This window comes from Mucilaginibacter sp. A5337 (assembly GCF_059690695.1).
In genome coordinates, this window is sequence record NZ_JCAWEC010000001.1 from 453,337 (window position 1) to 477,873 (window position 24,537).

A 24,537-nucleotide genomic window follows, 5' to 3' on the forward strand; every position below is an offset into this window, starting at 1 on the left:
CGGATGTTCAGGAATCTGATAGGTAAGTTTTCAATATCATAAGCTGTTGGTTAATGGGTTAGTTAGTTTATTTTGATTTCTATTTTTCTTTTTTTGACAGGTAAACCGTTTGCCCATCCACTCTGAATTTGAATGGTGTAGTCAATTCTATAATGCCCAAAGCCTCCTTCAATGTTTCCTTATCAAGCAAACCGCTAATTTGCTCGGTGCGGAGCGCCTGATCTTCAAATACAACCTGCACGTTATATTTGCGTTCAATTTGCGCGGCCACATCTTCAAACATCTCGTTGGTGAACAGAATCCGGTTATCAACCCAGGCTGTTTCTTTTACTTCATCAGGTTTAACATCCGGCAATTCGGTTACCTGGTATTCAATCTTTCCCTCTTTAGGCTTTACACTTTTTGGCTCCCGGTTATTAATAACAATCAGCTTTTCGTTAGGCAACAGAATGATCCTTTTCTCGGGATTATTTTTTAGTTCAACCTGTACTTTGCCTCTTAACAAAGTAGTTTCAACGGTTTTATCGTTATTGTAGGCTTTTACATTAAAAACAGTTCCCAATACCTTTACAACAAGCCTGGCAGTATGTACCAGAAAAGGTTTCTTGGCATTTTTAGTTACCTCAAAAAAGCCTTCGCCGGTAAGGCTTACATCCCGGCTGTTTTTTTCAAAAGCCTCGGGGTATGAAAAAGTACTGCCTGCATTAAGGGTAACCTGTGTTCCGTCGGGCAATTTGAGCTTTTCGGTTTTGCCGTAAGGCACATGAATTTCATGTAATATATTTTCGGCAATCAGGCCATCCTGTTGCTCCATTTTTTTATAAAACAAGGCCCCGGCAGCAATAAACACCAATATGGCTGCTGCAACCCATTGCCACCTGAACATTGGTTTTATCCTGGTGTCATCCGCCGAATTTTCGCCTGAACTTTTAATCCTGTTCCAGATCTCTTCCAGGCTTCCGTTAACATCTTCAGGCTTTACTTCCGCCTGTTCGGGATCATTTCCTTTTAAGGCATTGGTAACCTGGTATGTTTTTTTATAATTAGGAAATTGTTCAAGAAACATGTCGAGTTCGGCCAACTCTTCAGCACTGGCTGTTTTGCCCATGCTTTTGGCCATCAACTCAATAAACCTGGATTTGCTCATAGTAATACGGTATTCTGCATTAAGGACACAGCTACTCCAGGTTTTTCCTAAAAGAAATTAAAATATTTTTTAAGGGGGAGATTACATCATGTCATTTACCTTGCGCTCGTTTGCAACAAGCGCTTAATATGGTTTGGCGATTGTATCGCCTTTGCGTTATAAACGCAAACCCGGGTACGCACTCGTTGCAAACGAGCGCGAGTTTAAGAAAACTTGTACATCCGGCTCTAAACTATGTAAAGCTACTCTACAGGGCGTATAAGATTTCTCTTTCGCTCCCATGCTTAGGCCTACTCCGCTCTATCTAAATGACAATTTTTCATTTAAAACTTATGGGTACACGGTAGGTAGCAAAACGGGCGCGAGGTAGACAATTACCTTTTAGCTTTTACTTATTCCCAAGCGCCTCATCCAGTTTCTTCAGCGCGATAGCCAATTGGGCGAATACCGTTTTATTAGAAAGTCCAAGAATATCTGCCACTTCATTGCAGGAAAGGTCGTCTTCTTTAACCATTTTAAAAATGAGTTTACAACGCGGAGGCAAACTGTTTACGGCGTTTAAAACTCCGGCTTGCAACTCTTTACTAATAAGCAGCTGCGATGGATCAACCGATAAATGAAAATAATAGCTTTCGGCAAGCCGGGCATCCCGGTTTCGTTTCGAAGTGTTACTTCGGATGTGATTGAGGCAGGCATTTTTTATCGCCACATAAAAGTATACCTTAGGGTTTGAGATCTTATCCAACTTATGGCGGCCAGTCCAGATATTTACAAAAAGGTCGTTGATGATCTCCTCGCAAGCTTCCTTATCGCCCAAAAAGGACCAGGCGAACTGATTAAGGTTTTTGATCAGCAGCTTGTATAGTTCATTAAAGGCAGATTCATCATTGTTGTAATGGATAGAATCTATAAGTTCTTTAATCTCCAATGTTGAGCGGCTTGCTTTTAACGGGAACAGTTAACTGAAATAATGTACAATTTTAAGTAAAAAATCTTGATCAGAAGTATTTTAGGTTGATGGATTTATTCATCGGTTAAAACCATTGTCTGTAATTCTTCTGCTGTTTGCATATCAGAAATATTCGCGGCTTAAAATGTCTGATTCAGGCGATAAAATGTCCATTTGTCCCGTAAACCTCTATTTTTATATTAAAACCTGTTATATATTGGCAGCAAACGGAAATAATTGGGGCGTTTAGTCAAAACAAACTAAAGTTTCGTGTGGCTTTTAGTAACGCAACAACAGATTTAAGCCACAGGCCATAATTAACTTTATATTTGCCCGGCAACCATTTTATTTCCGCAAATCTTTGCAATAAATGAAAGACACAACATTTAAAATCTCTTCCGGAATAATATGGAGCAGTTCAATTTTCCTTGGTCTGCTGGCCTCCGTTCCTCAAATAGCCGAACGGCATTTTAAACCCGCCGAAGCAGCAGTTAACTCAGGGGTTACCGCTGCGTTTTCACTGTTTGTATGGTATTATAATATTTATACGCTGCCGCAGCCGTCTAACAATAAACAAATAAACAAAAGCATTTCTTATTCCAGGCTGCTTACCACATTGGTGATAGGTATGGGCGTGATGCTGGCTTTAGCCTACATACAGCAACTTATTTTAACGCATTTAAATTTCGGCCCCGTGATGCTGATGATTGAGGTAAGGGGCATCCTGATCAACCTGGTATTTTATATGCTGATAAACCTGCTTTACCAAAACTATCAAAACCAGCAGGTTAGCGTTGAGTTGGAACGCATAAAAGCCGATAACCTTGGCGCACAATACGAACTGCTTAAACAACAGATTAACCCGCACTTCCTGTTCAACAGCTTTAATACCCTGAAAGCCATGGTTGAAACCGGCGACCAAAACTCGGTAGATTTTATACTTAAGCTTTCTAATTTTTATCGTTTTACCCTGGAGAGCCGAAAATTAGACCTTGTTCATTTATCGGACGAGCTGGATATAGTGGATGCTTATAACTTTTTACTTAAAGCCCGGTTTGAGGATGGTTTCATTTTCACCAATACTATTGATGATCAATATCGCGGTACACTGATCCCACCGTTTACATTGCAACTGCTGATAGAGAACTGTATTAAACATAACGTAGTATCGTTGGACCATCCTCTGCACATTAAGCTATATGCTGAGGGCGACAACATTGTTATGGAAAATGAGATAAAACCCAAACGCTTTGAAGAACCATCAACAGGTGTTGGCCTCAGGAATATCAATTTGCGTTATGATCACCTGCTTGATAAACAAATAGAGATCATTGCTGAGGATAAAATATTCAAAGTTAAACTACCTATTATTCATGAACATTATCATCATTGAAGACGAACTAAAGGCGGCCCGTTCGCTTGAAAGTATCATATTAGAGTTAAGGCCGCACTCAAAAATTGTTGCCAAACTGCAGAGTATTGAAAGTTCGGTTGCCTATCTTTCTGAAAACAGGCAGCCCGATCTTATTTTTATGGATATCCAGCTTTCGGACGGTTTGTGTTTTGAGATCTTTAAATCGGTAAAAGTATCATGCCCTATTATTTTTTGTACCGCTTTTGATGAATACTCGTTGGAGGCCTTTAAAGCCAACAGCGTCGATTATGTGCTCAAACCCTTCTCCAAAGCAGATATTGCCGATGCTTTTAAAAAGGTAGATGAGCTTCGGAATTTCTTTCAGCAGGGTTCAGCGCCTGATATCAGCAGCCTGTTATCGCAGGTTACACCTCCTGCCGGTAAAAAAAGCTTCCTGGTATTTAAAAACAATAAGTATATCACCATAGCTTCCAACAACATAGCGTTCTTCTACATTCGTAACGAACTGTCAACCATTATGACTTTTGACCAGCAGGAGTATGTTGTTAACCAATCGCTTGATCAGATCAGCGGTCAGCTTTCACAGGAACAGTTTTTTAGGCTGAACAGACAATACATTGTGAACTTCAGTGCGATAAAAGAAGTTGAACATTATTTTATGCGCAAACTGTTTGTGAAACTGACAATTCCTACTCCCGAAAAATTACTCATCAATAAAGAAAAAGCGCCGGTATTTTTAAGCTGGCTCGAGAACAGGTAGTGCTAGGTCTTAAGTTCTAAGTCTGAAGTCATAAGTTCTAAGTAGAAAGTAAAAATGACTTCTAACTTGAGATTAAAGACTCCCGACTGACTCAATACTTAGTACTTAAGACTTTCGACTTAATAAACGCCCAACTGAACTATCAATATGTCCGGTTGGGCTTTTTTATGCTGTTTTAGTGCCTATTTCAAGGCTAATTTTGATATACATTAAAAATCGAAAGATATGAAAACGTTAAAAATTTTAAGCTTTTGCGTTGGTGCGGTAGCACTGGCGCTTGCTACTGCCGCATATGCCGCCCGTAAAATAGATTCAGTTAAAACTGTAAGCGCCGATACTCCTGGTAAAGGTTTTGCCCTGGTTGAATTGTTTACCTCAGAGGGGTGTTCAAGCTGCCCGCCGGCCGATGAATTGTTGGCCCGGATCCAAAAAGAGTCGCAGGATAAACCTGTTTACATATTAGCTTATCATGTTGATTACTGGAATAGCCTTGGCTGGAAAGATGTATTCAGCAATGCTATGTTTTCAAAACGCCAGCGGGAATACAGCGCTTATTTAAATGCCCAGGTTTATACCCCGCAGGTTGTTGTTAACGGCAAAACCGCATTGGTAGGTTCGGATGAGCCTGTACTTCGCGAGGCTATTTCCAGCGTTTTAACAACTGCCCAAACCGCACAAGTTTCTCTTCAGGCGCAACAAAATGGTGATAAGCTAACTGTAAACTATGAGTTATCCGGTAATACTGATAACCGAAATCTGCTGATAGCTATCGTTCAAAAATCGACCATTAGCAAAGTTGCCAAAGGTGAAAACGAAGGCAGAACTTTATCCCACGCCCAGATAGTTCGCGATCTAAAAACAGTCGCCTTAAACCAAGCAAAGAAAGGTGAAACCGTCATCAACTTACCTAAAGAGTTTACTCCGCAAGGCTGGGAAGTTATTGGGTTTATTCAGGACAAAGCCAAAGGCGAAGTTTTAACCGCAACAAAAGCTGTTTTAGCTGGTGAAGTAGTAACAAAAATATAAAAGTTCAGCAATTACCCTTCTGATCACAAAAATCGTTTTAACAAAAAACTCGCAGGGGCTCCGCCGGAGCCTTCCAAATAAAGATTTGGCTCCGTAGGTGCCTCCTGTTTTAAAACGATTCTTTATCACATTTATCAAGAGGATATTGATAATCATAAATTCAAAAACTATGAGCAAGTTGAAACAAGGCCGGTTATTAATGGGCTTCATCTCGCTGTTCTCATTATCATTTCTTACAAGGGCGCCGTTTGAGCGTAACCCGCAGGATTGTGAAATGATCTGCGTACCAGGAAAGAAGAAAAAACCAGCAGAAAATAAATACATCTAATATAAACAGCATCGGCCCTTTTGCAGGGCCGATGCTGTTTTAAACAAATACCATCATGAAAAAACTCCTGTTAATTTGCATAACAACACTTTTAAGTATAGGTGCTTATGCCCAGGCAAATGAATTAAACTGTACCGAACGGGCATTTACTTTTAAAATAAACCTGCCTTCGGGTGGGCATAACTATTCATCTAAAATTGGCTGCTCTAATTCTTCGCAATTACCATCAGATTTCAGGCTGCCGGGGGCTTCTGCGGATAAGCAAAATCAAGCGAAAACTACCCTTCTATTTGGTCTTAACGAAAAATCCGCTCAGTACACATCTTATTCTTCGGCCGATACGATCATGTTTAAAAATATGACATTTCTATATCCTAAAATAAACAATGTAACAGGTAAATTTAGCCGTACAGCCTATGATCATTTTAAGCTATTGTCAATGCCAGTCCTAAATGCCTTAACTCCGCTTTTAAACTAATCATCATTAACATAAAAACCAAACCAATGAAAATCAACTATTACGGTCACTCATGCTTCTCGGTGGTTTCCGGAGGTAAACACATCCTGTTCGATCCCTTTATTACAGGCAACGAAATGGCTAAAGACATCAACATTGATGAAATTAAAGCCGATTACATTTTTGTATCCCATGGTCATTATGATCATATTTTGGATGTGGAAACTATAGCAAACCGCACAGGAGCTATGGTTGTGGGTATTTATGAGGTTTACGATTACTTCAACAAGAAAGGCGTTAAAAATGTTCATCCTTTAAACCCGGGTGGTAAGGTAACCTTTGATTTTGGTACTGCGAAATCATTCATCGCTCAGCACTCGGCCAGCTTTCCTGATGGCAGCTATGCCGGTGTAGCCTGCGGCTACGCTTTAAAAACCGATGATGGTAATCTTTATTACAGCGGCGATACCGGGCTTACACTGGATATGGAACTGGTGGCTAAGTGGGTTGATCTTGATTTCGCTGTGTTTCCCATTGGAGATATGCTGACCATGGGCGTTGATGATGCCATTGAAGCAGCTAAGCTTGTTAAGGCCAATAAGGTTTTAGGCGTTCATTATGATACTTTTGGCTTTATTAAAATAGATAAAAATGAAGCGATAAAACAATTTGAACATGCAGGCTTAAAGCTGTTTTTACCAACCATAGGCGAGAGCATTGATATTTGAGCGGCCTAAACGTCTTATTATCATCAGAAAGTGAAATAACAAAGGCGGAGAAGACTTCCGAAGTTTTAAAAACTTCGGAAGTCCGGGTTTAAAGAAAGCAAAAAAGGCCTGCTCCAAACTACTGGAGCAGGCCTTTTTTGCTTTCTTTAAAGTACCCCCTTTAGGGGGCGGAGGGGGCTTTACACCAGGTTGATCTCAACATTGATGTTACCGTGAGTTAATTTAGAATACGGACATGTTTGGTGAGCTTCTTCAAGCAAAGCTTTGGCTACATCCACATCCAGACCTGGCAGACTTACATTTAAACGGGCTTGTAAAAAGTAAGCACCGGTAGTAATACCCAAATCCACTTCGGCGTCAATAGCCAGTTCGGCAGGGAGTACAATCCTTTTTTTAGCAGCAGCTATTCCGATAGCACCTTCAAAACAAGCTGACCAGCCGGCAGCAAATAATTGTTCGGGGTTAGTACCTGGTTTAGGAGTGCCGGGAGTTGAATGTTTGATATCCAATTGACCATCGCTGCTTACAGACGAACCGCCATCACGGCCGCCAACTGTACGAACTTTAGCGGTATATAATACTTTTTCGATTTTATTAGCTGAGATACCTTCGATTACCTTGATCTTATCGGTAGCTGAATTTTTAATAGTTTCCATTGTGTTGTTTATTTAAACAGTTTTTGTTTTTTGTATACTCAAAGATACCCTGATATCGACTGGAGTCCTATCACTAACTATCCGAGCCGGACATCGCATACCGCGAACCGGACATTCTTTAAGCCGAAAATCCAATCAACAAAAAGGGTTATTGAAACTTTTAATTACAATCGATAACGGATAAAGAAAACAGGCTATGCTTACGCATAATAATTCTAAATAAATTTGGATACTACGTTTATAAACAGCATTTTTAGGTAACCTTTGTTCGTAAACCAATTGAAAAAACTTGTCGCTCTGATGTTGCTTAGCATTCACCTGCTTAATATAGGCGGGCATGTAGCGTTACATCAATTCCTGGTTTACAAAAGCAACAGATACTTTACCGAGCAAACCGCCAAAGGCTTTTACAATGTAAATGACCTTACCGAGATAGTTATCCCTGCCAATATGCCCGGCATAACCGACTGGAAAAGCTACGAGAACATTCACGGACAGATCCAGTTTGGCAACAACAGTTACAATTATCAAAAAATGCGCGTAACAAGGCATGCCATTTATCTAATGTGCATACCTAATTATGCAACCACCCGCCTGGCCGATAAAAACATCATTAACGCTAAGGATGTAAAAGAGAACCCGGTACCGCAAAAAGAGCATGTGCCCTTTGGTAAAATAACAATGCAGGACAACCTCAATTTCACTTTTGCGTACTTTGAGTTTAGTTGTCCAATAAAATATACTCAACAAATTGTTGTTCACCCCGTTCAACAGTTAATTCCTGCTCACCAGGATATCCCGGAGCAACCGCCCAAGGCCGTTTGCTGATCTTTTTCCCTGTTTTAATTCATTTTTTGGGTAGTGGTTGTACCACTCTGCTGCTGTGTTATTATTTATTTCTGCCGATAGTTTATTAGTAGCTCAAGGGCTATGAGAACAACTATATATCGATAGCGTTAATAATCTCCGGACAGGTACATCCTTTCCCCCAACCTACAAACATTCAATTCATTATTTATGCCTTACATTACCCTTGAAAGCCATTTGCCGGGCATTACCGGGCTATTGGAGTATGCCAAAGAACCGGCACAACCTATCCGTAACCTTACGCAATTTTTGTTGCGCGGCCCGTCAACCTTATCCGAAGCTGATCGCGAACTGATAGCCACCGTAGTATCGCACAACAACCAGTGCACCTTTTGCACTACCGCACACACCGCCGCCGCCGATCTGCTGGCCGGCGAAGCAGAAACAGCGCAAAAAGTAAAGGAAAACATTGAAACCGCTCCGGTTACCGAAAAAATGAAGGCCTTGCTTACCATTGCCAAACTAACCGCTCAAAACGGCCGAAATGTAACAACCGAAGCTATTGACCGCGCCAAAGCTGCAGGAGCTACCGATGTTGAAATTCATGACACCGTATTGATTGCGGCCCTGTTTTGCTATTATAACCGCTATGTTGATGGACTGGCCACCGCCCTCCCCGCCGATGCCGGTTACTATAATGTGCTGGCCGAACGCCTGGTTAACCATGGCTACACCCGCCTGCCGCAAGGCTATGATCATTTAAAAAAACAATCCTAATCCCTATTTAAAGTAAAACCCAATCACAATGAAAAAACTTTTATTATTTGTATTACTGCTCACATCCATAAACCTGTTTGCCCAGGAAGTAAAGGTAACGGGCAACATTACCGATGCAGCCACCGGCAAGCCTGTGTCCGGCGCGAGTATCACCGTTAAAGGAAAGCTTACCGGTACCATTACCGATTCAAAGGGTAATTATGCTTTGAATGCCAATAAACTAAAGCTTCCCTTTACTATTGTTATATCAGCTGTAGGCTTTGAAGTACAGGAAAGCCAGGTAACATCTGCCAGCAATAACATCAGTATAAAGCTAACCCAACAGGCTATTGTACTTAACGAGGTAGTATCCTCTGCTACCCGTATCAACCAAAGCATTTTGCAATCGCCGGTGAGTATCGAAAAAATGAGTCTTAAGGCCATTAAGGACAACCCATCGTTTACTTTTTACGATGGATTACAAAGTGTAAAAGGTATTGAATCGGTTACCAGCAGTTTAACTTACAAACAGATCAATACCCGTGGTTTTAACAGTACAGGAAACAGTCGTTTTTTACAACTGGTTGATGGCGTCGACAATCAGACGCCCGGCTTAAATTTTTCAGTAGGTAACCTTTTCGGCGCTTCGGATATTGATATTGAAAGTGTGGAAGTTATCCCGGGAGCAGCTTCGGCATTATATGGCCCTGTTGCATTTAATGGTCTGCTTTCACTTAAAACCAAGGATCCATTCAAATACCAGGGCTTAACCCTGCAGGTTAAAAGCGGACTGAACCACTTTGGCGAATCGGTTGTAAAACCACAGGGTTTGTATGATTTTGCGGCCCGCTATGCTAAGGCGTTCAATGATAAATTCGCATTTAAAATCAATGCATCATACCTCACCGGTCGCGATTGGTATGCAGATAATTATACTGATGTAAGCGCCTCAACCCCTGCCGCCCAACGTGGCCCCAATAATCCAGGCCGTGACGCGCTTAATATTTATGGCGATGAGGTTTCCAAAACTCTACCCGGTATTGGTTTGGTTTCAAGGACAGGTTATGAAGAAAAAGACCTGATGAACTATAACGTTTACAGCCTGAAACTGAACGGTGCTTTACAATACCGCTTCGGCAATAACCTGGAAGCTATCTACCAGTACAACTATGGCCGCGGTACTGCAAGCTATACCGGCAGCAGCCGTTTCGACCTGAATAACTTCGTTTTGCAAACGCACAGGATTGAGTTAAAAGGCAGCAACTTCTTTATCCGTGGCTATTCGGTTGAAGAAAACTCACACGATTCATACAACACCCGCTCACTGGCCCAATTCATTAACCGCGACTGGGTAAAAGACCTGAACGGCAATACAGTAACGCCTGATAAAGCCGATGATACCTGGTTTACACGTTATGCCGCGGCATTTAACGGAACAGTTAGCGGCGTTACTCCCAATAGTAATTCCGCTGCAAGGGCCTTTGCCGACCAGGGTCGTTTTTTACCGGGCACAGCTGAATTTAACAATGCCAAGAATGCATCTATCCACAACTATGGTTTAAGCGGTGCAGGCGTTTTCAGTAACAGTAAGTTTTACCATGCAGAAGGCCAGTATGATTTCACCAGCGCCATAAAAGTATTTGAGCTTTTAGCTGGCGGCAGTTTCCGCGATTACAGGATGTTTACTAACGGCAGTTTGTTTGATGATAAAGATAAACGCGTAACTATCAAAGAATACGGTTCCTTTGTACAGGCAGCAAAAAAACTGTTTGACGATAACCTGAAACTAACAGCCTCTATTCGTTATGATAAAAACGAGAACTTTAAAGGAAGCTTCACCCCTCGCTTTTCGGCAGTGTATACCGTTGATAAAACATCAAACTTCAGGGCATCGTACCAAACCGGTTTCAGGAACCCAACCCCTGTTGATCAGTTCATTCATCTTAACGTAGGGCCTATCACCATTTTGGGAGGTGCGCCTAATAACAGCAAAGGCCTGAATGTTTATGAAAACTCGTTCACCTCATCATCGGTGAGTGCCTTTGGCGCAGCGTTTGGCAAGGCCGTACAAAGCGGTACACCTTTCCCTCAGGCAGTTGAACAAAATAAAGGCCTGCTTCAAAAAGCCAGTGTAGCCTATATCAAACCCGAACAGCAAAAAGCATTTGAGTTAGGTTACAAAGGCCTGATCATGGATAAATTACTGATCGACCTGAACTACTATCATAGCAGCTACAACAATTTTATCCTGAACACAGTTGTGATCCAACCAAGCAACCCAATTCTTGGTTCTGATGGACAGGTGACCACAGCCTCTGCAACTGATATCCCTAACGGCAAGGTGCACGCATTCCAGTTGTACACCAACGCGCCTGATAAGGTATCTGCCCAGGGAGCAAGCGCGGGTTTAACTTACCTGCTCAATGGCGGTTACGCTGTGGGTGGTAATGCAACCTTATCGGTGTTTAACCTCCGCAATGCTAATCCTAATAACATTGCAGCCTTTAACACACCTAAATGGAGCACAAACGCAACATTTGGCAACAGTAATGTGATCAATGATTTCGGCTTCAACGCGGCATGGCACTGGCAAACTGCTTACGACTGGTATGGAACCTTTAACGGCACCCGTCCGGGCCGTGTAGATGCTTACTCTTTAGTTGATCTTCAGTTTAGCAAAAAACTACCAAAGCTCCAGTCGACCATCAAACTGGGCGGCAGCAATATATTCAACAATAAAGTATACCAATCGTACGGCTCGCCGGCAATCGGCGCCATTTATTATGTATCAATAGTATTTGATGACCTTTTAAAATAAACAACATGAGCACTTTAACAATTGATGGTCAGGTTGCAAAACCTCAAACAAGCCTCAGCGCCGCCTACAGGGTAGTGCTGTTCGCGATCTGCTTTTTTAGTACTGCGTTGGGAGGTTCCGTGTCAACGCTGATGTCGGTTTACCTGCCCGTTGTGGTAAAAGACTTGCAGGGAACGGTTCCTGCGGATGAGATCAACGCTATTAGCGGGTATATCAACGCCATCTTCATTTTTGGATGGGCCTTTGGCGGCTTTACCTGGGGCGTTATCAGCGATAAAATGGGGCGCAAAAAAGCCTTGCTGCTGGCTATTGGCAGCTATGGTGTATTTACCATTTTAACCGGGTTGATGCCAACCTGGTGGGGTGTATTGCTTTGCCGCTTTTTCAGCGGTTTTGGTGTTGGTGGGGTTTTAGTAACTTCCATAACTTTGGTAAGCGAGGTTTGGCCCAGCAAGAGCAAGGCCGTGGTTATCGGGATCCTTTCCATTGCGTTTCCTGTAGGCATTTTCTCTGCCGGGGTAATTAACCTCATCGTTTCATCGTGGCGATCTGGCTTTTTGGTCGGGGTAATCCCGCTTACTTTGGCCATTATAGGCGCGCTGATACTGAATGAATCTGAAAACTGGCTCAATTATCGCAATGCTATCGCCAACCGCGAAAACCCTTTAAATAAGCTGCTCTCCAAAAGCCATCGCCGCGAGCTCATCGTAGGCTCCTTAACTTTTGGTACCATGCTAATAGGTTTATGGGCCATATTTTCATGGCTGCCTACCTGGGTGCAAAGCCTAATTACCGATCATGATGCCGCTAAAGAACGCGGACTGAGCATGATGTGCTTAGGTATGGGCGGCTTGACAGGCGGTTTCTTTTCGGGCTGGCTGGTGAACTTGTTATCCATCAGGCGTTCTATGATCATTTGTTTTGCTGTTTGCGCAGGCATGTCATTCGTCCTATTTAAAACCAATAACACATTCAGTCCCGCCATTTATATCGAGATAGCCATACTGGCCTTGTTCTTCGGCGCAAGCCAGGGTGTATTATCAGCGTACATACCGCAATTGTTTTCAACCGGTATTAAAGCAACAGCTACAGGTTTTTGCTTCAACATAGGCCGCATATTCACAGCCACGGCAGTATTATTCGTAGGTGTACTGGTGTCTTCACTTGGCGGTTACGGCAATGCGCTGTTCATCTTCTCGCTGGTATTTATCATAGGTCTGGTGGTAGTATTATTTGTACGGGAGAAAGTCGAAGGATCTAAAAGCTGAAGGCTTAAAGCCAAAAGCAAAAACACATAAAAATTAATTCACTAAATCACTAATTCAATAACTCACTAAATAAAAATATGGCACACATCAATGTACCCGAAGGCGTTCCGGGCATCCGTTCGCTGGTAATGTTCAGGCCCGAAACCGGTCAATATTTATATGAACTGGCCGAAGTACTATTACGCGGAGAATCAACCTTAAGTCCGGCCGACCGTGAGCTGATAGCCACTTATGTATCATACCGTAATAACTGCACATTCTGCTATAGCAGTCACGCTGCCGCCGCCCGTTGTTTGTATGAGGATGACGCCCTGATTGTGGACGAAGTATTGCGCGACATGACCGACGCCCCGATCAGCGCCAAACTAAAAGCATTGTTAAATATTGCAGGCAAGGTGCAGATCCTGGGCAAAGAGGTAAAACAAGAGGATGTTGATGCAGCACGTGCAGAGGGAGCCACCGACCGCGAAATTCACGATGCAGTATTAATAGCCGCCGCCTTCAGCATGTTTAACCGCTATGTAGATGGACTTGCAAGCCTTACTCCTACCGATCCGGAAGCTTATGCCGAAATGGGAAAACGTATGGCAAAAGGTTATGTATTACCCCAACCACAGCATTAATTTAAAACCTGATATTATGGCACATATTGAATTAAATAACGATTTGCCCGGCATCCGTGGCCTGATGTTTTACAGCCCGGAAACAGAGGCACCGTTAAACGCCCTTGCCGAGCAATTGCTTCGCGATGATAACAATTCCTTATCCCGCGGCGAACGTGAACTGATAGCCACTTATGTATCCTACCTTAACGATTGTTTCTTTTGCCAGAACGTACATGGCGCTGTAGCCGGGTATTACCTCGGCTGCAACATTGATGAGATAGACGCTATCAAAGTTAACTTTTCGGCGACCGACCTTTCACCCAAAATGAAAGCGCTCTTAGCCATTGCCGGCAGCGTACAAAAAGGCGGCAAACATGTAACGACTGAACAAATTGAAGCGGCCCGCGCACAAGGTGCCGATGATAAAGAGATCCACGATACTGTATTGATAGCAGCTGCTTTCTGCATGTTTAACCGATACGTTGACGGCCTGGGAACATGGGCACCGCAAGACAGGCAAATTTACATCGACCGCGCGCCTGAACGTGCCGAAGTTGGCTATATATCAAGCATTTTTAAGAAAGTTTAATACCTAAGTTTTTATCACATCAATGGCCCGGGGTTAAAAGCTCCGGGCTTTTTTGCTAACTTATCCGGATATTTAAGCGATAATTTGGGATTAACTCTACTGACAAAAGGGGGTTAACAGGATTAACACAATTTAGTGCTATTTTTTTTAATAATTACCTCATAGTCAATCAGTTGATTGTTTTTTTTGCGAAAAAAGTGTTAACCCCCTTTTTTGTATAAATATATCGGCCAAATTTCAATTTATTGGTGACATAACACCAAGACTAGTCAATTGGTTTATAATACAGCCTCCTTTATGGCACCTCATACCCAGCCAATTGAAACAGCAATATTACTTTGTAAATTAATTTAAAAAGTTAATTTTAGTTATGCTTACCACCAATTACAAACCAGTTAAAACCCTGCTGCTCACAGCACTCATTGTCTCGCAAGGCTTACAAAGCAATGCACAAACCAAACCGGGCACAACCGAAATAACCAAATGGCAATATGGCAAAACCGGGGCCGTTTCCCTTACTTATGATGACGGCTCCATGAACCAGTTCAGAAAAGCCCTGCCCGTGATGGAGCACCTTAAAATGCCGGCCACATTTTTCATTATTACCGGCTCTATTCCCGGATCCAAATACCATGGAAAATTTATAGGTCGACCCGTAAAGGAGATTATCAAAGAATCGGCAACGGTTCCTACCAATGATCAAAACTTTTTTGAACGATGCTCGGCGGCCGGATACCTGGGTTACATGGGCACCATCGCCTCACATACACAGGCAGGAAGTTTGTATGATAGCGGTAAAAAGGAAAAAGCATTCAAGGTATTGGATGATATCTATGCCAAAGCCCGCAACGGCGAATTGAAACCAGGCTACGAACCCAATGATGAGTTTAAACAATCTATAGGCTCAACCTGGGACGATTTCAGGAAAGACGCCGCCGAGGGTTATGAGTTTGCCAGTCACTCTATTACCCACCCCAGCATGCCCGGTCTTGACGAGCCCAACCTGCTTTGGGAACTGGAAAAAAGCAAAGCTGATATCCTTGCACAGCTTGGCCCTAAACATACCTTTTCGGCAGAGTGCCCTTACGGTTTTGAAAACGACAGGGTGATGAGCTATGCGTTAAAAATTTACCCCGCCTTGCGTAACCGCATGCCCGAGCCATGGTTAAAAGAGATTGATCGCGCCAGTAAACAATCACCTGGTTCAACAGATAAAGATTACATTCAATGGCAGCGCGGCGCAACTACCAAAACACCACTACCTATGATGAAGCTTTGGGTTGATACCACGCTTAACCATAGCAATACCTGGCTGGTACTGGTTTTCCATGGTATTGATGGCATGGGTTACGAAGCCCTGCCCAGCACCCTGCTTGACGAATATTTTCAATACATCAAAAGCAAAAACGATAAGCTTTGGGTAGCAACCTTTGGCGATGTAACCCGTTATATGCGCGAACGTGAGCACGGCAAAGCTGTAGCTTCAACGGTAGGAAACACCATACAGGTTAAAGTAAGTCATAACCTTGATGCCAAAATGTATTATCTGCCATTAACGCTCAAAACTTATGTATCACCAAGCTGGACAAGCACAATGGTAATCCAGGGTTCAAAAAGCAAAAAGATTAGTACAACTAAAGATGAAAAAGGTACTTATGTACTGTATCAGGCTCAACCCAACCAGGCGATAGTAACGCTGAAGAAAGGATAATGATATAGAGAATAACCATTTCATGCTGAGGCAGCTTATCTAAGAGATAAATGGCTTCAGCATGAAATAGCAATCCTGTTTTAATTCAACTGCAAAGTTTGCGGACCAAACTCTTCAAAATGGATCAGTTGTTTATCGATACCTTTTTTAACCAGTTCGCGGTAATGCAGCTCGATAAACCCAGCCGGACCGCAAATGTAGTACTCGGTATTGGGTTCAAAAATCTCATCGCCTAATTGGTTCAGGTCAACCCAACCCTCATATAAATTGTCAGATACGCCTTCCTCAACTTCGTTGTAGAAAATGTGCTTTTTAACTTCCTCGTTTTCGCCTTCCCAATGTTCAATAACTTCTTTAAAGGCATGCACATTTTTATCACGGCAACCATGAACCCAGGTTTTAGGCCGCTTACTGCCGCTTTTGATCAGGCTTTCCAACATGCTCATCAGTGGGGTTTGACCAACACCACCGCTGATAAAAACTATTGGATGGTCGCCATCACCATTTAGCACAAAGCCGCCTGCCGGTGCCGATACCTCAATGATATCGCCCTCATTAACAAAATTATGCAAACGGTTACTGATCATACCATCAGCAAGCAACTCGGTACCTGTTTCGCGTTTAACCGAAATACGGTAATACTCGCTGTTAGGCGCGCTTGAGATGCTGTATTGCCGGGGTTGCAATAAATTAAGTTCGGGCAAAAACAAACGCACGCTCAAAAACTGGCCGGGAGTAAAATCAGGCACAGCACCACCGTGAGTAGGATACAGGTAAAAAGAAGTGATCTCCGCCGATTCTCTTACCTTCTGTTTTACTACAAACGGCCTCCAGCCGGTCCAGCCGCCTTTTTTTGCTACCTGTTTGCTGTATAAATTTTGCTCATGGCCGGCCATGATAGTTGCCAGCTGGTTATAAGCAACAGTCCATGCTTCCAACAGCTCTGAAGTAGCTGCATCGCCCAATACCTCGCTGATTGAGGCAATCAGATGCCCGCCAACAATAGCGTAATGCTCGGGCCTGATATCAAGACTGGTATGTTTTTGCCCAATACCGTCAAGCACGGGCATTAATACTCCAGGGTTTTCGATATGCTCGGCATAAGCAAGCACGGCCATAGCAAGGGCTGTTTGTTGTTTGTTGTTTTGTTGGTTACCCAGGTTAAATACATTTTTAAGCTCGGGATTGTGGGTAAACATCCGATTGTAAAAATGCGTAGTTAACAATACTCCATGCTCCTTCAATACAGGCACTGTAGCCTTTACCAACTCTTTTTGTTCTTTAGTAATCATCGTTTTAACAGTATATATTTATCATTAATTGCCGCGCCCGTTAGCCTTGTATTAAAAGGCAAATACTATCCTCAAGGGCAAGCAGGCTGTGCGGCACGTTTAAGGGTATTTCAAAATCAGCATCGCGTTTCAAATCAACCGCGCGTTCATGCTCATTATAGGTTACATGGCCTTCGGTAACTATCAGCCTGGCAGGTATGGCGGTTTTATGTTCTTTTAAAACCGCACCCTTTTTCAGGCCGATGACCATCATTTTATAGCTATCGTTTTGTTTTAATATTTTAACCACCGGCCCTGTGGCTAATGGCATTTGCCCGCGCACTTGTTCTATGATCATATTAATTAATGTAAATGTTATCGGCTTCGGGGTATTTGATCTGCGCAGTACTCGCTAATACAATCCAGGCTTTGAAATCATCTATTATTTTAAGCATGTGCTGCTCATTGGCCGGTATCAGGAATGTTTCGCCTTTGCTAAGCTCATACGTTTCGCCCGCGTATATGAGCAGGGCATTCCCGTCTTCCACAATCAGGTAAGCATCGGAAGTGGCTATATGCCTTTTCATATTTGCGCCTGCTGCGAACTCAATTTTAACCACCTGGAAGTGCTCGTTTGTTTGAAGCTGTTTCATTGCATTTGATTTTAAGTATTTGATAGCTTTTCTTTCGTTCCCTTCTTCGGGAGGGGTGCGGTCGGTAAGTGCAGTGGAAGGGAGGGGTTATGCTCCTTTCAAGTGAGTAAGCATATTGATGAAACCCTCCCTACACCCTCCCAGGGGAGAGAATCGCACGTTCCATCGCGCAACAATCGTCTTCCAAACACAGATATAATATTAATGCGCTCGCTATATAATCACTCTCCCTGGCCCGCCTTTCATGTTGGCCAGCTTACTCATAAACATTACGGCCATTAAACCAGCCCTGTTTTTAGCGTCATCGGCCATGGGGCCGGTGAAGTGTGCGTCAACGGTATCCTTAAATAGTTCCAGCCAGCGGTCAAAATGAGCGTTACCGATAGGTAGCGGCGCATGTCGGGCAAAGGGATTACCTTTAAATCCGGGAACGCCAAACAAAGCGGCGTTCCAGAAAGCGTACATTTTATCAAGGTGCGGCTGCCAGTCGTCTTTTATTACTTCGGCAAAAACAGGCCCCAATAACCCATCAAGCCGCACCCTGGTATAAAATTCATCAACCAGTAGCTTGATTGATGTTATATCTTGTATATCGTTCATTATTATATGTTATTCTAATACTTAAAAAAGATTGTCATTTCGAACGATAGTGAGAAATCTTATACATTCTGTTTGGCAGCCGTGCAGGTTTACTTTGCACATCGTATAAGATTTCTCTTTCGCTCCTACGCTCTTTCCCACCCATGCTCTATCGAAATAACACCTTTTTACTAACCTCTCCACAAGTGCGTTACCTTCGGCCCGGGCTATCCGCTCATACGCCTGCAGGCATTGCGCACATGGGCCGGTATCCGCTACTATCTAACGCGGCACCTCACCCAACCCTCTCCAAAGGAGAGGGCTTTAAAAACATCTCCAATTTGCTAATCCAAGTCCTCTCCTTTGGAGAGGATTTAGGTGAGGTTCCTACAACTTCACTGCCAGCGATGTAATAATGAAATATCCAGTCCATGCTACAAACAGGATAATCCCTACCACCAGCCACCAGGGGATACTTTGCGGGGTTTCGCTGCCCGCCAGCATAAAGGTTTTCTGATCGCCTTTGCCATAGGCATTGATCATCAGGGGCAATACGCCTTCTACAATTTCATCCTTCTTCAAACCCTCAATCGCTATCGCCGGGCCATTACGCACCACAAAAGGGATCAGCTTAATACCTTCTTTACCCTGGTGGTCTTTACTCACAACTTTGAGCACATGGTTGCCGTCGGTCAGTTTTCGGGTATCCAGATCAAAGGTTACCGGTGCAGGGAACTCCCCTATCGGTTTTGGGTCTTCATCAATAAACAGGGTTACAAAACTTTGATCTCTCATGGCTTCAGGTCGTTTAAAATCATCCGTTTAATGTGTTCTTCATTCTTTTCACCGGGTTTTATAAAGCATTTGATGGTTGCTACCAGCACGTACAGCGTAATCGCTACCATTACAAATACAATAAGATAATCCCAGTTGCTATCAGGACCCGCGCCGTGGGTTATTCCTCCAAAACCGCCGGGTTGTTGCTTTTTACAGGCCTCGCAGGCGATAGCATCCAGTTTAAGGATGAGCATGAGCAGCAGTATGATATATTTTTTCATCTTTTGGGGATCTTGATCTTTACTTTTTAGCAGCTATTGTTTCGGGTTTACCAAACGAGGCAATGATCTTTTTCACATCATCAGCGTTTACCTTCTTGGAGTTGTTGCCCCAATTGCTGCGTTCATGATTTACAATGGCGGCTACCTCTTCAGGTTTCAGGTTGTTATTTGTCCCCACGGCTGGCATTATACCGTAACCCTCACTTACACGGCCATTATAACCTTTCATGATTATAGTCACCTGCACCTCGGGATTATCATCAAGCACTATCTTGCTGCCTTTCAACGCCGGGAAAGCACCAACCAGGCCTTCTCCGTTTCCCTGATGGCATGACTGACAATTGGTGGAGTAAAGTGCTGCACCATCAAATTGTGGCTTGGCGGCTGCGCCTTTGCCGGGTGTATTTGCAGCAGCTTTTTCGGCTTCACTTTTCCCGTACAGGAATATTGGTACCGGTTTGCCATCGGGCAGGGTAACTTCCTTTAACGATCGCAGGTAAGCTACCAGCGCTACTGCTTTATGCGTAGCTATTATTTTGCCGGTTATACCTTTTTTAAAATCATCAGGTACATTAACTACCACATCATTTGGCCAGGCATAATCTTTAATTTCAAACAGCCATTCATATGAAGGCATAACAGACTCCGCCACTACCGACCTTGGGTTAAACAAATGCAGGTAATGCCAGTCGTTACTTGGCTGGCGTATGCCTACGTTGGTTAAATCGGGGCCGGTACGTTCGGAACCCATGAGTGTGGCCGTGTTACGCCAAACATCAGTGCGGGTGATGTTAGCGTAATCGGCAGCTATATTGGGGCGGGCTCCCCAAACTTTGTCCATATCTACATTACGCACCTGCTGGGTATGGCAGGCCACACATCCTTCGGCAATAAATACCGCCTTGCCTTCGGTTTCAAGCCGGTTCAGCGGCTTACTGCCTGGCAATGGTGCATTGTTATTTTGGCTGGTAAATGCCGGCCCTATCACCACAAAAAATGTGAGCAGCACAAAGAAGCATAACGCGGCAGTAAAAAGTTTTTTATGATTATTATAGATTTCCATGGCTATCAGATTTCGGCGTTAACGGGTATAGCATTTAGTTTCTCAAAAACTTCCTTCCTGATATCGGGATCGCTTTTATGGCCCGAAAACATTACATACATGTTCCAGGCAAACACCAGGTGTGAGGCCCACATCAGCGAGCCGCCAATGGCACGCCATAACCAGTAAGGAGCCATCAGCACCACGCTATCAATAAATGGTTTCCCATCGCGCCAGGCCATACCTTTCAAAGTACCACCTACCATGAGCGGAATGGTGTAAAACAATACACCTATCAATGCCATCCAGAAATGCGCACCAACCAAACCTTGCTTCGGTTCGTTACCGGTAAGCCTTGGCACTATGGTATAAATACTTGCCCAAAGAAAAAAGGCAATAATACCATACATGGTAATATGCGAATGTGCTGTTGTAAAATCGGTAAAGTGCCAGATCAGGTTGGTTTCCCTGAATGCTTCGGCCGTGCCCTGTGTGGAACCTGTAAAGTAAAACAAGATGCCAACTATGTAAAACGGCAGCGTATAGCTCCGGCCTATCTTATTAAAGTTGCCCCTGAAGGTCATGATAAAATTGGTTGTGCCCGAAAATACCGGGATTAGCATACCCATACTGCCTACGATAGCCACGGTTTGCAGCCACCATGGTATCGAACTAAAAATAAAGTGATGGGTACCTATCAGCGTGTAAAACAAAATCTGCGACCAAAACGCCAGGATCCCTAAACTGTAGGAGTATATAGGCGTATTTAACTGCTGCGGCAAAAAGTAATATACCAGCCCCAGGTTAAAGAACATGAACCACATACCTACGGCCTGGTGCATGTAATAACCCTGCACAATAGTTTCGCCAAGGCCATCCTGGTAAAAGGGCAGATAACCAACGGTTACGATCACCGTTAAAAACATCATGGCCGAAACGATATACCAGTTGGAGATATAGATCTCCTTAGTTTTGCGCTGTGCTATGGTTTGAATATAATTGGCGAGGCTCACTACAATGCCGCCCGCAAAAAGTGCCATCACCGGCCAAATATATTCGCGGTATTCGCCGCCGCCGTTATTGATGCCGGCCATGAGCATGCCACTACCTAAAACAATGGCAGCATTCATGAGCACGAGCGAGTAATATCCCCACTTAATACTGTAAACTGCAGTATTACTAACCGTAGATACCACATAGTAACCGAGTCCTAACATGGCCATTGACGACCATCCCCAGAAAACCATATTGGTATGTACCGGTCTCAGACGGCCAAAGCTCAGCCAGCTAATATGGTCGGCATCCGGCGAAACAAACTTGATACCGATATACTCACCCACCGAAGTGCCCAGCACCAGCCAAAGCGTGGCGGTACCCAGGTACCACATGATCAACTTTATTAGCCTGGGATCGGTTTGATGTTTATGGGCTGCTTTACGTTTGGCAGCAAAGAACCGCGGACCATGAACCTCATCAACATTAAACAAGATTCCTTTTGCGTCTTCGGGCCCGATATTACCGGCAAGCTCATTGTTGGTTAACCGGTAATTAAGCGCGTGCTTGCGTTTAATAAGATCATCATACACCCCATCATCATTATCAACTATATTGGCAAGTTCACGCGCTTCGCTGTTCAGCCTGTTGTAGCGCGTTTTCATAGCGAGATTGCGGATTTTTAAAGCCACCAAAAAAACGGTTATCACCAGCGGGATAAAAATTAGCGTAAGCATAATGATCATACCGGGACTGGTTAATATATTTTTGCCGTCCGCAGGTGTTTGAGCATTTACCTCCAATGATGAAAGCAAAAGCAGCAACACCATAACAGCTGTAAAGCCGTTATGGCCGCCCTTTGCTTTGCCGATGGCCTTTTTACGGCTGTTTCTGCGGCTTATTAACTGATCAAGCTGCCGGGCATCCAGACTGTTTATTTGCCTGAAAATCCATTTATCGCCGTGTTTTTCCTGTGCTGCTTCATCTTCTTTCAGGCCGCGGGCCAAACGAATAAGCCAAACCAGCAGTAACAACAAAAAGAAAATGGTAAATGCAATAATGATGCAGACACCGGTGTTAAAGGCTGGATCGGGCTTCAATACATCGGCAGCATATACTGCTGTTCGGGGGGAAAACTGCAGCAGGCCAATAAGGCTAAGGGTTAAGTAGATTTTGAGTTTCATATAAAATATATTAATACCTTTTTATCTTTTAAATTTACTGTCTTGATACTTCAATAATTTATTTGCTAAAACTTTAAATGATTTTTGAACGCGCCTGTAACCTTTTTGGCGGGTTGGGTTATTTTTTCAGTACTACTATTCCCAGGTTCAGATCTTCGTTGAACTGGCCTATGGTGATAGATTCAAGCATGTTTTGCAGGCGGTTCCTTACCTCTAAAAAATCATGGTGCAAAGGGCAGGGATTTTTTGATGAACACTCTTTCAGTCCTAAACCGCAATCCCTGAATATCCCCCCACCGTCAACCGCTTCTATCACATCTGACAGTGGGCGGGCCAGGCTTTGTGCATCAAGATAAAAACCGCCATTAGGCCCTTTTACCGATTGAATGATGCCCCTCTTGCTTAAATCCTGAAGGATCTTGGCCAGGAAAGGTTCGGGCGAATCAATGTTTACGGCTATTTCCTTTATACCTACCCTACTGCCATCGGCGGTGTGCTGGGCTATAAAAAATACTGCCCTCACCGCATACTCACATGTTTTTGAAAATATTCCCATTGCTTTTATAAAGCAAAAGTAGTTATTTCAATCAATAATAAAAGATGTTTTTATCTTTTATTATTTCCTTACTTAAACATGACCGTTTAGGCCATCAATTTCACCGCCTCCTGCCCGGTAGTATTAAATTTACTTTGCTGACTAAGCGGCAGACTGAAAGAAAATACGGCCCCGCCATCTTTTCCGTTCTCGGCCTTTACCGTGCCACCATGTTTTTGAATAATATTTTTCACAATATACAGGCCCAAACCTTTGCTGTTTTTTTGCCTTACCGATTTTTGGTTGCACTGGTAAAATTTTTGGAACAACGCCTGGCCGTTTTCTTCATTAATGCCTACACCCTGATCATGCACCGATACTTCAACATCATTTTCATTGCGGTCAATATTGACATTGATGTGCGAGCATGGCGGCGAAAATTTGGCGGCATTGGTTATATAATTGATCAATACCTGTGTGATCTTGTATTTATCGCCCCTAACTAAAATGCCATCCGTAGCAGGGTATTTGCAAAAACGGTGCCCGGGGTACAGGATCCTCATTTCTCCAAGCACGGTCTCAACCAGGTCATTAATATCAAATAAACTAAAATTGAGTTGTGCAGATCTGTCATCACTGGTTGAGGGCGATAAATATTCATCAATCAATTTGGTCATCCCGTTAATATGCTGGTCAACCATGGTTAATAATTTAACCGGCTGTTTATTAATGCTGTGCCCCAAATGATTGATCAGGAACTGCGTATTGAGTTTAATTATGGTTAAAGGAGCACGCAATTCATGGTTTACAATAGCCATGCTCAGGCATTCCTCGTTAACTTTCTGGGTAACATCTTCAATGGTGCCAATCATTTGTTCGGCAGTACCCCACCTTCTTGAGTATAAAACTCCTGTAAGCAAGATCCATTTTTCACTGCCGCAGGGAGTTACAATTTGCACCTGTTTTTCAAATTTGGTGCCATTAAAACAGGCCACCTTAAACTCATGGATCAGTCCGCTCAATTGTGCAGGCTTAACCAAGCCAAAAAGTTGATCAATTTTTTCGTCATACCCTTTTGATAGTTCAAGGATCTTGCGCATCCGCGGGCAAAAAGATACTTTATTTGATTTGAGCTGAATTTTCCAGTTACCTATATACACCGCTCCTATGGTAGGTTCAGGTACCACACCCATCCTGTTTTCCATATTTCTGATTTCCCTGTTCATTTGGATCTGTTTTCTT

Annotated in this window: 26 protein-coding genes; 13 read left to right on the forward strand and 13 right to left on the reverse strand. The window is 43.3% G+C overall.

Translation table 11 applies throughout. The features are described 5' to 3' along the window. Window positions 1–79: 79 nt before the first annotated feature. Entirely contained in the window at window positions 80–1,147 is a 1,068-nt protein-coding gene (locus AC59JO_RS01990) for a FecR family protein (protein WP_413668953.1), read from the reverse strand. Between the two features lie 388 nt (window positions 1,148–1,535). Then, window positions 1,536–2,075, reverse strand: coding sequence for an RNA polymerase sigma-70 factor (locus AC59JO_RS01995; protein ID WP_413668954.1), 540 nt, complete (start codon window positions 2,073–2,075; stop codon window positions 1,536–1,538). 391 nt (window positions 2,076–2,466) lie between these two features. On the opposite strand from AC59JO_RS01995, the gene AC59JO_RS02000 reads away from it, so the two are divergent. From AC59JO_RS02000 to AC59JO_RS02025, 6 genes are all read left to right on the forward strand, one after another. After that, window positions 2,467–3,489 carry a sensor histidine kinase gene (locus tag AC59JO_RS02000; protein ID WP_497303025.1) on the forward strand — a complete coding sequence of 341 codons (1,023 nt, stop codon included), beginning with the start codon at window positions 2,467–2,469 and terminating at the stop codon, window positions 3,487–3,489. After that, a complete protein-coding gene (locus AC59JO_RS02005; protein WP_413668956.1) occupies window positions 3,470–4,231 on the forward strand; it encodes a LytR/AlgR family response regulator transcription factor in 762 nt (253 codons plus the stop codon). Before AC59JO_RS02000 ends, AC59JO_RS02005 begins: the two co-directional genes overlap by 20 nt. 225 nt (window positions 4,232–4,456) lie before the next feature. Then, window positions 4,457–5,257 carry a DUF1223 domain-containing protein gene (locus AC59JO_RS02010; protein ID WP_497303027.1) on the forward strand — a complete coding sequence of 267 codons (801 nt, stop codon included), beginning with the start codon at window positions 4,457–4,459 and terminating at the stop codon, window positions 5,255–5,257. Between the two features lie 169 nt (window positions 5,258–5,426). Continuing rightward, window positions 5,427–5,585, forward strand: coding sequence for a hypothetical protein (locus AC59JO_RS02015; protein ID WP_413668958.1), 159 nt, complete (start codon window positions 5,427–5,429; stop codon window positions 5,583–5,585). A 55-nt stretch (window positions 5,586–5,640) separates the two neighbouring features. Further along, a complete protein-coding gene (locus tag AC59JO_RS02020) occupies window positions 5,641–6,063 on the forward strand; it encodes a hypothetical protein (RefSeq protein ID WP_413668959.1) in 423 nt (140 codons plus the stop codon). 26 nt (window positions 6,064–6,089) lie between these two features. Next, on the forward strand, window positions 6,090–6,770 hold the full coding sequence (locus tag AC59JO_RS02025; protein WP_413668960.1) for a metal-dependent hydrolase: 681 nt from the start codon (window positions 6,090–6,092) through the stop codon (window positions 6,768–6,770). Window positions 6,771–6,949: 179 nt separating this feature from the next. Here AC59JO_RS02025 and AC59JO_RS02030 read toward each other — a convergent pair whose 3' ends face one another. Further along, the gene (locus AC59JO_RS02030) at window positions 6,950–7,426 is read right to left on the reverse strand and encodes an organic hydroperoxide resistance protein (protein WP_413668961.1); all 477 of its coding nucleotides are present in this window, start codon (window positions 7,424–7,426) and stop codon (window positions 6,950–6,952) included. A 279-nt stretch (window positions 7,427–7,705) separates the two neighbouring features. Here AC59JO_RS02030 and AC59JO_RS02035 point away from each other — a divergent pair, with 279 nt between their 5' ends. The 7 genes from AC59JO_RS02035 to AC59JO_RS02065 all read left to right on the forward strand — a co-directional run bounded on the left by AC59JO_RS02035 (window position 7,706) and on the right by AC59JO_RS02065 (window position 15,980). Continuing rightward, window positions 7,706–8,254 carry a hypothetical protein gene (locus AC59JO_RS02035; RefSeq protein WP_497303030.1) on the forward strand — a complete coding sequence of 183 codons (549 nt, stop codon included), beginning with the start codon at window positions 7,706–7,708 and terminating at the stop codon, window positions 8,252–8,254. Between the two features lie 189 nt (window positions 8,255–8,443). After that, window positions 8,444–9,010: a carboxymuconolactone decarboxylase family protein gene (locus AC59JO_RS02040; RefSeq protein WP_497303032.1), complete on the forward strand. Its 567-nt coding sequence runs from the start codon at window positions 8,444–8,446 to the stop codon at window positions 9,008–9,010. Between the two features lie 28 nt (window positions 9,011–9,038). Beyond that, on the forward strand, window positions 9,039–11,807 hold the full coding sequence (locus tag AC59JO_RS02045; RefSeq protein ID WP_497303034.1) for a TonB-dependent receptor: 2,769 nt from the start codon (window positions 9,039–9,041) through the stop codon (window positions 11,805–11,807). Window positions 11,808–11,812: 5 nt separating this feature from the next. Beyond that, entirely contained in the window at window positions 11,813–13,075 is a 1,263-nt protein-coding gene (locus AC59JO_RS02050; RefSeq protein ID WP_497303036.1) for an MFS transporter, read from the forward strand. 77 nt (window positions 13,076–13,152) lie between these two features. Beyond that, on the forward strand, window positions 13,153–13,698 hold the full coding sequence (locus AC59JO_RS02055; protein WP_413668966.1) for a carboxymuconolactone decarboxylase family protein: 546 nt from the start codon (window positions 13,153–13,155) through the stop codon (window positions 13,696–13,698). Window positions 13,699–13,714: 16 nt separating this feature from the next. Beyond that, window positions 13,715–14,269: a carboxymuconolactone decarboxylase family protein gene (locus AC59JO_RS02060; protein WP_413668967.1), complete on the forward strand. Its 555-nt coding sequence runs from the start codon at window positions 13,715–13,717 to the stop codon at window positions 14,267–14,269. Window positions 14,270–14,639: 370 nt separating this feature from the next. Next, entirely contained in the window at window positions 14,640–15,980 is a 1,341-nt protein-coding gene (locus tag AC59JO_RS02065) for a polysaccharide deacetylase family protein (protein WP_497303038.1), read from the forward strand. Window positions 15,981–16,060: 80 nt separating this feature from the next. Here the strand turns inward: AC59JO_RS02065 and hmpA are convergent, their stop codons facing one another. The 10 genes from hmpA to AC59JO_RS02115 all read right to left on the reverse strand — a co-directional run bounded on the left by hmpA (window position 16,061) and on the right by AC59JO_RS02115 (window position 24,521). Further along, window positions 16,061–17,272 carry an NO-inducible flavohemoprotein gene (gene hmpA, locus AC59JO_RS02070; protein WP_497303040.1) on the reverse strand — a complete coding sequence of 404 codons (1,212 nt, stop codon included), beginning with the start codon at window positions 17,270–17,272 and terminating at the stop codon, window positions 16,061–16,063. Between the two features lie 40 nt (window positions 17,273–17,312). Further along, window positions 17,313–17,609 carry a cupin domain-containing protein gene (locus AC59JO_RS02075; RefSeq protein WP_497303042.1) on the reverse strand — a complete coding sequence of 99 codons (297 nt, stop codon included), beginning with the start codon at window positions 17,607–17,609 and terminating at the stop codon, window positions 17,313–17,315. A gap of 1 nt (window position 17,610) precedes the next feature. Next, entirely contained in the window at window positions 17,611–17,904 is a 294-nt protein-coding gene (locus tag AC59JO_RS02080; RefSeq protein WP_497303044.1) for a cupin domain-containing protein, read from the reverse strand. A gap of 213 nt (window positions 17,905–18,117) precedes the next feature. Next, on the reverse strand, window positions 18,118–18,504 hold the full coding sequence (locus tag AC59JO_RS02085) for a group III truncated hemoglobin (RefSeq protein WP_497303046.1): 387 nt from the start codon (window positions 18,502–18,504) through the stop codon (window positions 18,118–18,120). 366 nt (window positions 18,505–18,870) lie between these two features. Further along, on the reverse strand, window positions 18,871–19,278 hold the full coding sequence (locus AC59JO_RS02090) for a cytochrome C (RefSeq protein ID WP_413668973.1): 408 nt from the start codon (window positions 19,276–19,278) through the stop codon (window positions 18,871–18,873). Beyond that, complete coding sequence (locus AC59JO_RS02095) at window positions 19,275–19,541, reverse strand: hypothetical protein (RefSeq protein WP_413668974.1); 267 nt, start codon at window positions 19,539–19,541, stop codon at window positions 19,275–19,277. Before AC59JO_RS02095 ends, AC59JO_RS02090 begins: the two co-directional genes overlap by 4 nt. Window positions 19,542–19,560: 19 nt before the next feature. Further along, the gene (locus tag AC59JO_RS02100) at window positions 19,561–20,604 is read right to left on the reverse strand and encodes a cbb3-type cytochrome c oxidase subunit II (protein ID WP_497303049.1); all 1,044 of its coding nucleotides are present in this window, start codon (window positions 20,602–20,604) and stop codon (window positions 19,561–19,563) included. 5 nt (window positions 20,605–20,609) lie between these two features. Further along, window positions 20,610–22,760, reverse strand: a complete 2,151-nt coding sequence (locus tag AC59JO_RS02105) for a cbb3-type cytochrome c oxidase subunit I (RefSeq protein WP_497303051.1) — start codon at window positions 22,758–22,760, stop codon at window positions 20,610–20,612. 118 nt (window positions 22,761–22,878) lie between these two features. Then, entirely contained in the window at window positions 22,879–23,316 is a 438-nt protein-coding gene (locus AC59JO_RS02110; RefSeq protein ID WP_413668977.1) for an RrF2 family transcriptional regulator, read from the reverse strand. An 86-nt stretch (window positions 23,317–23,402) separates the two neighbouring features. Then, entirely contained in the window at window positions 23,403–24,521 is a 1,119-nt protein-coding gene (locus tag AC59JO_RS02115) for a PAS domain-containing sensor histidine kinase (RefSeq protein WP_413668978.1), read from the reverse strand. Window positions 24,522–24,537: the final 16 nt, after the last annotated feature.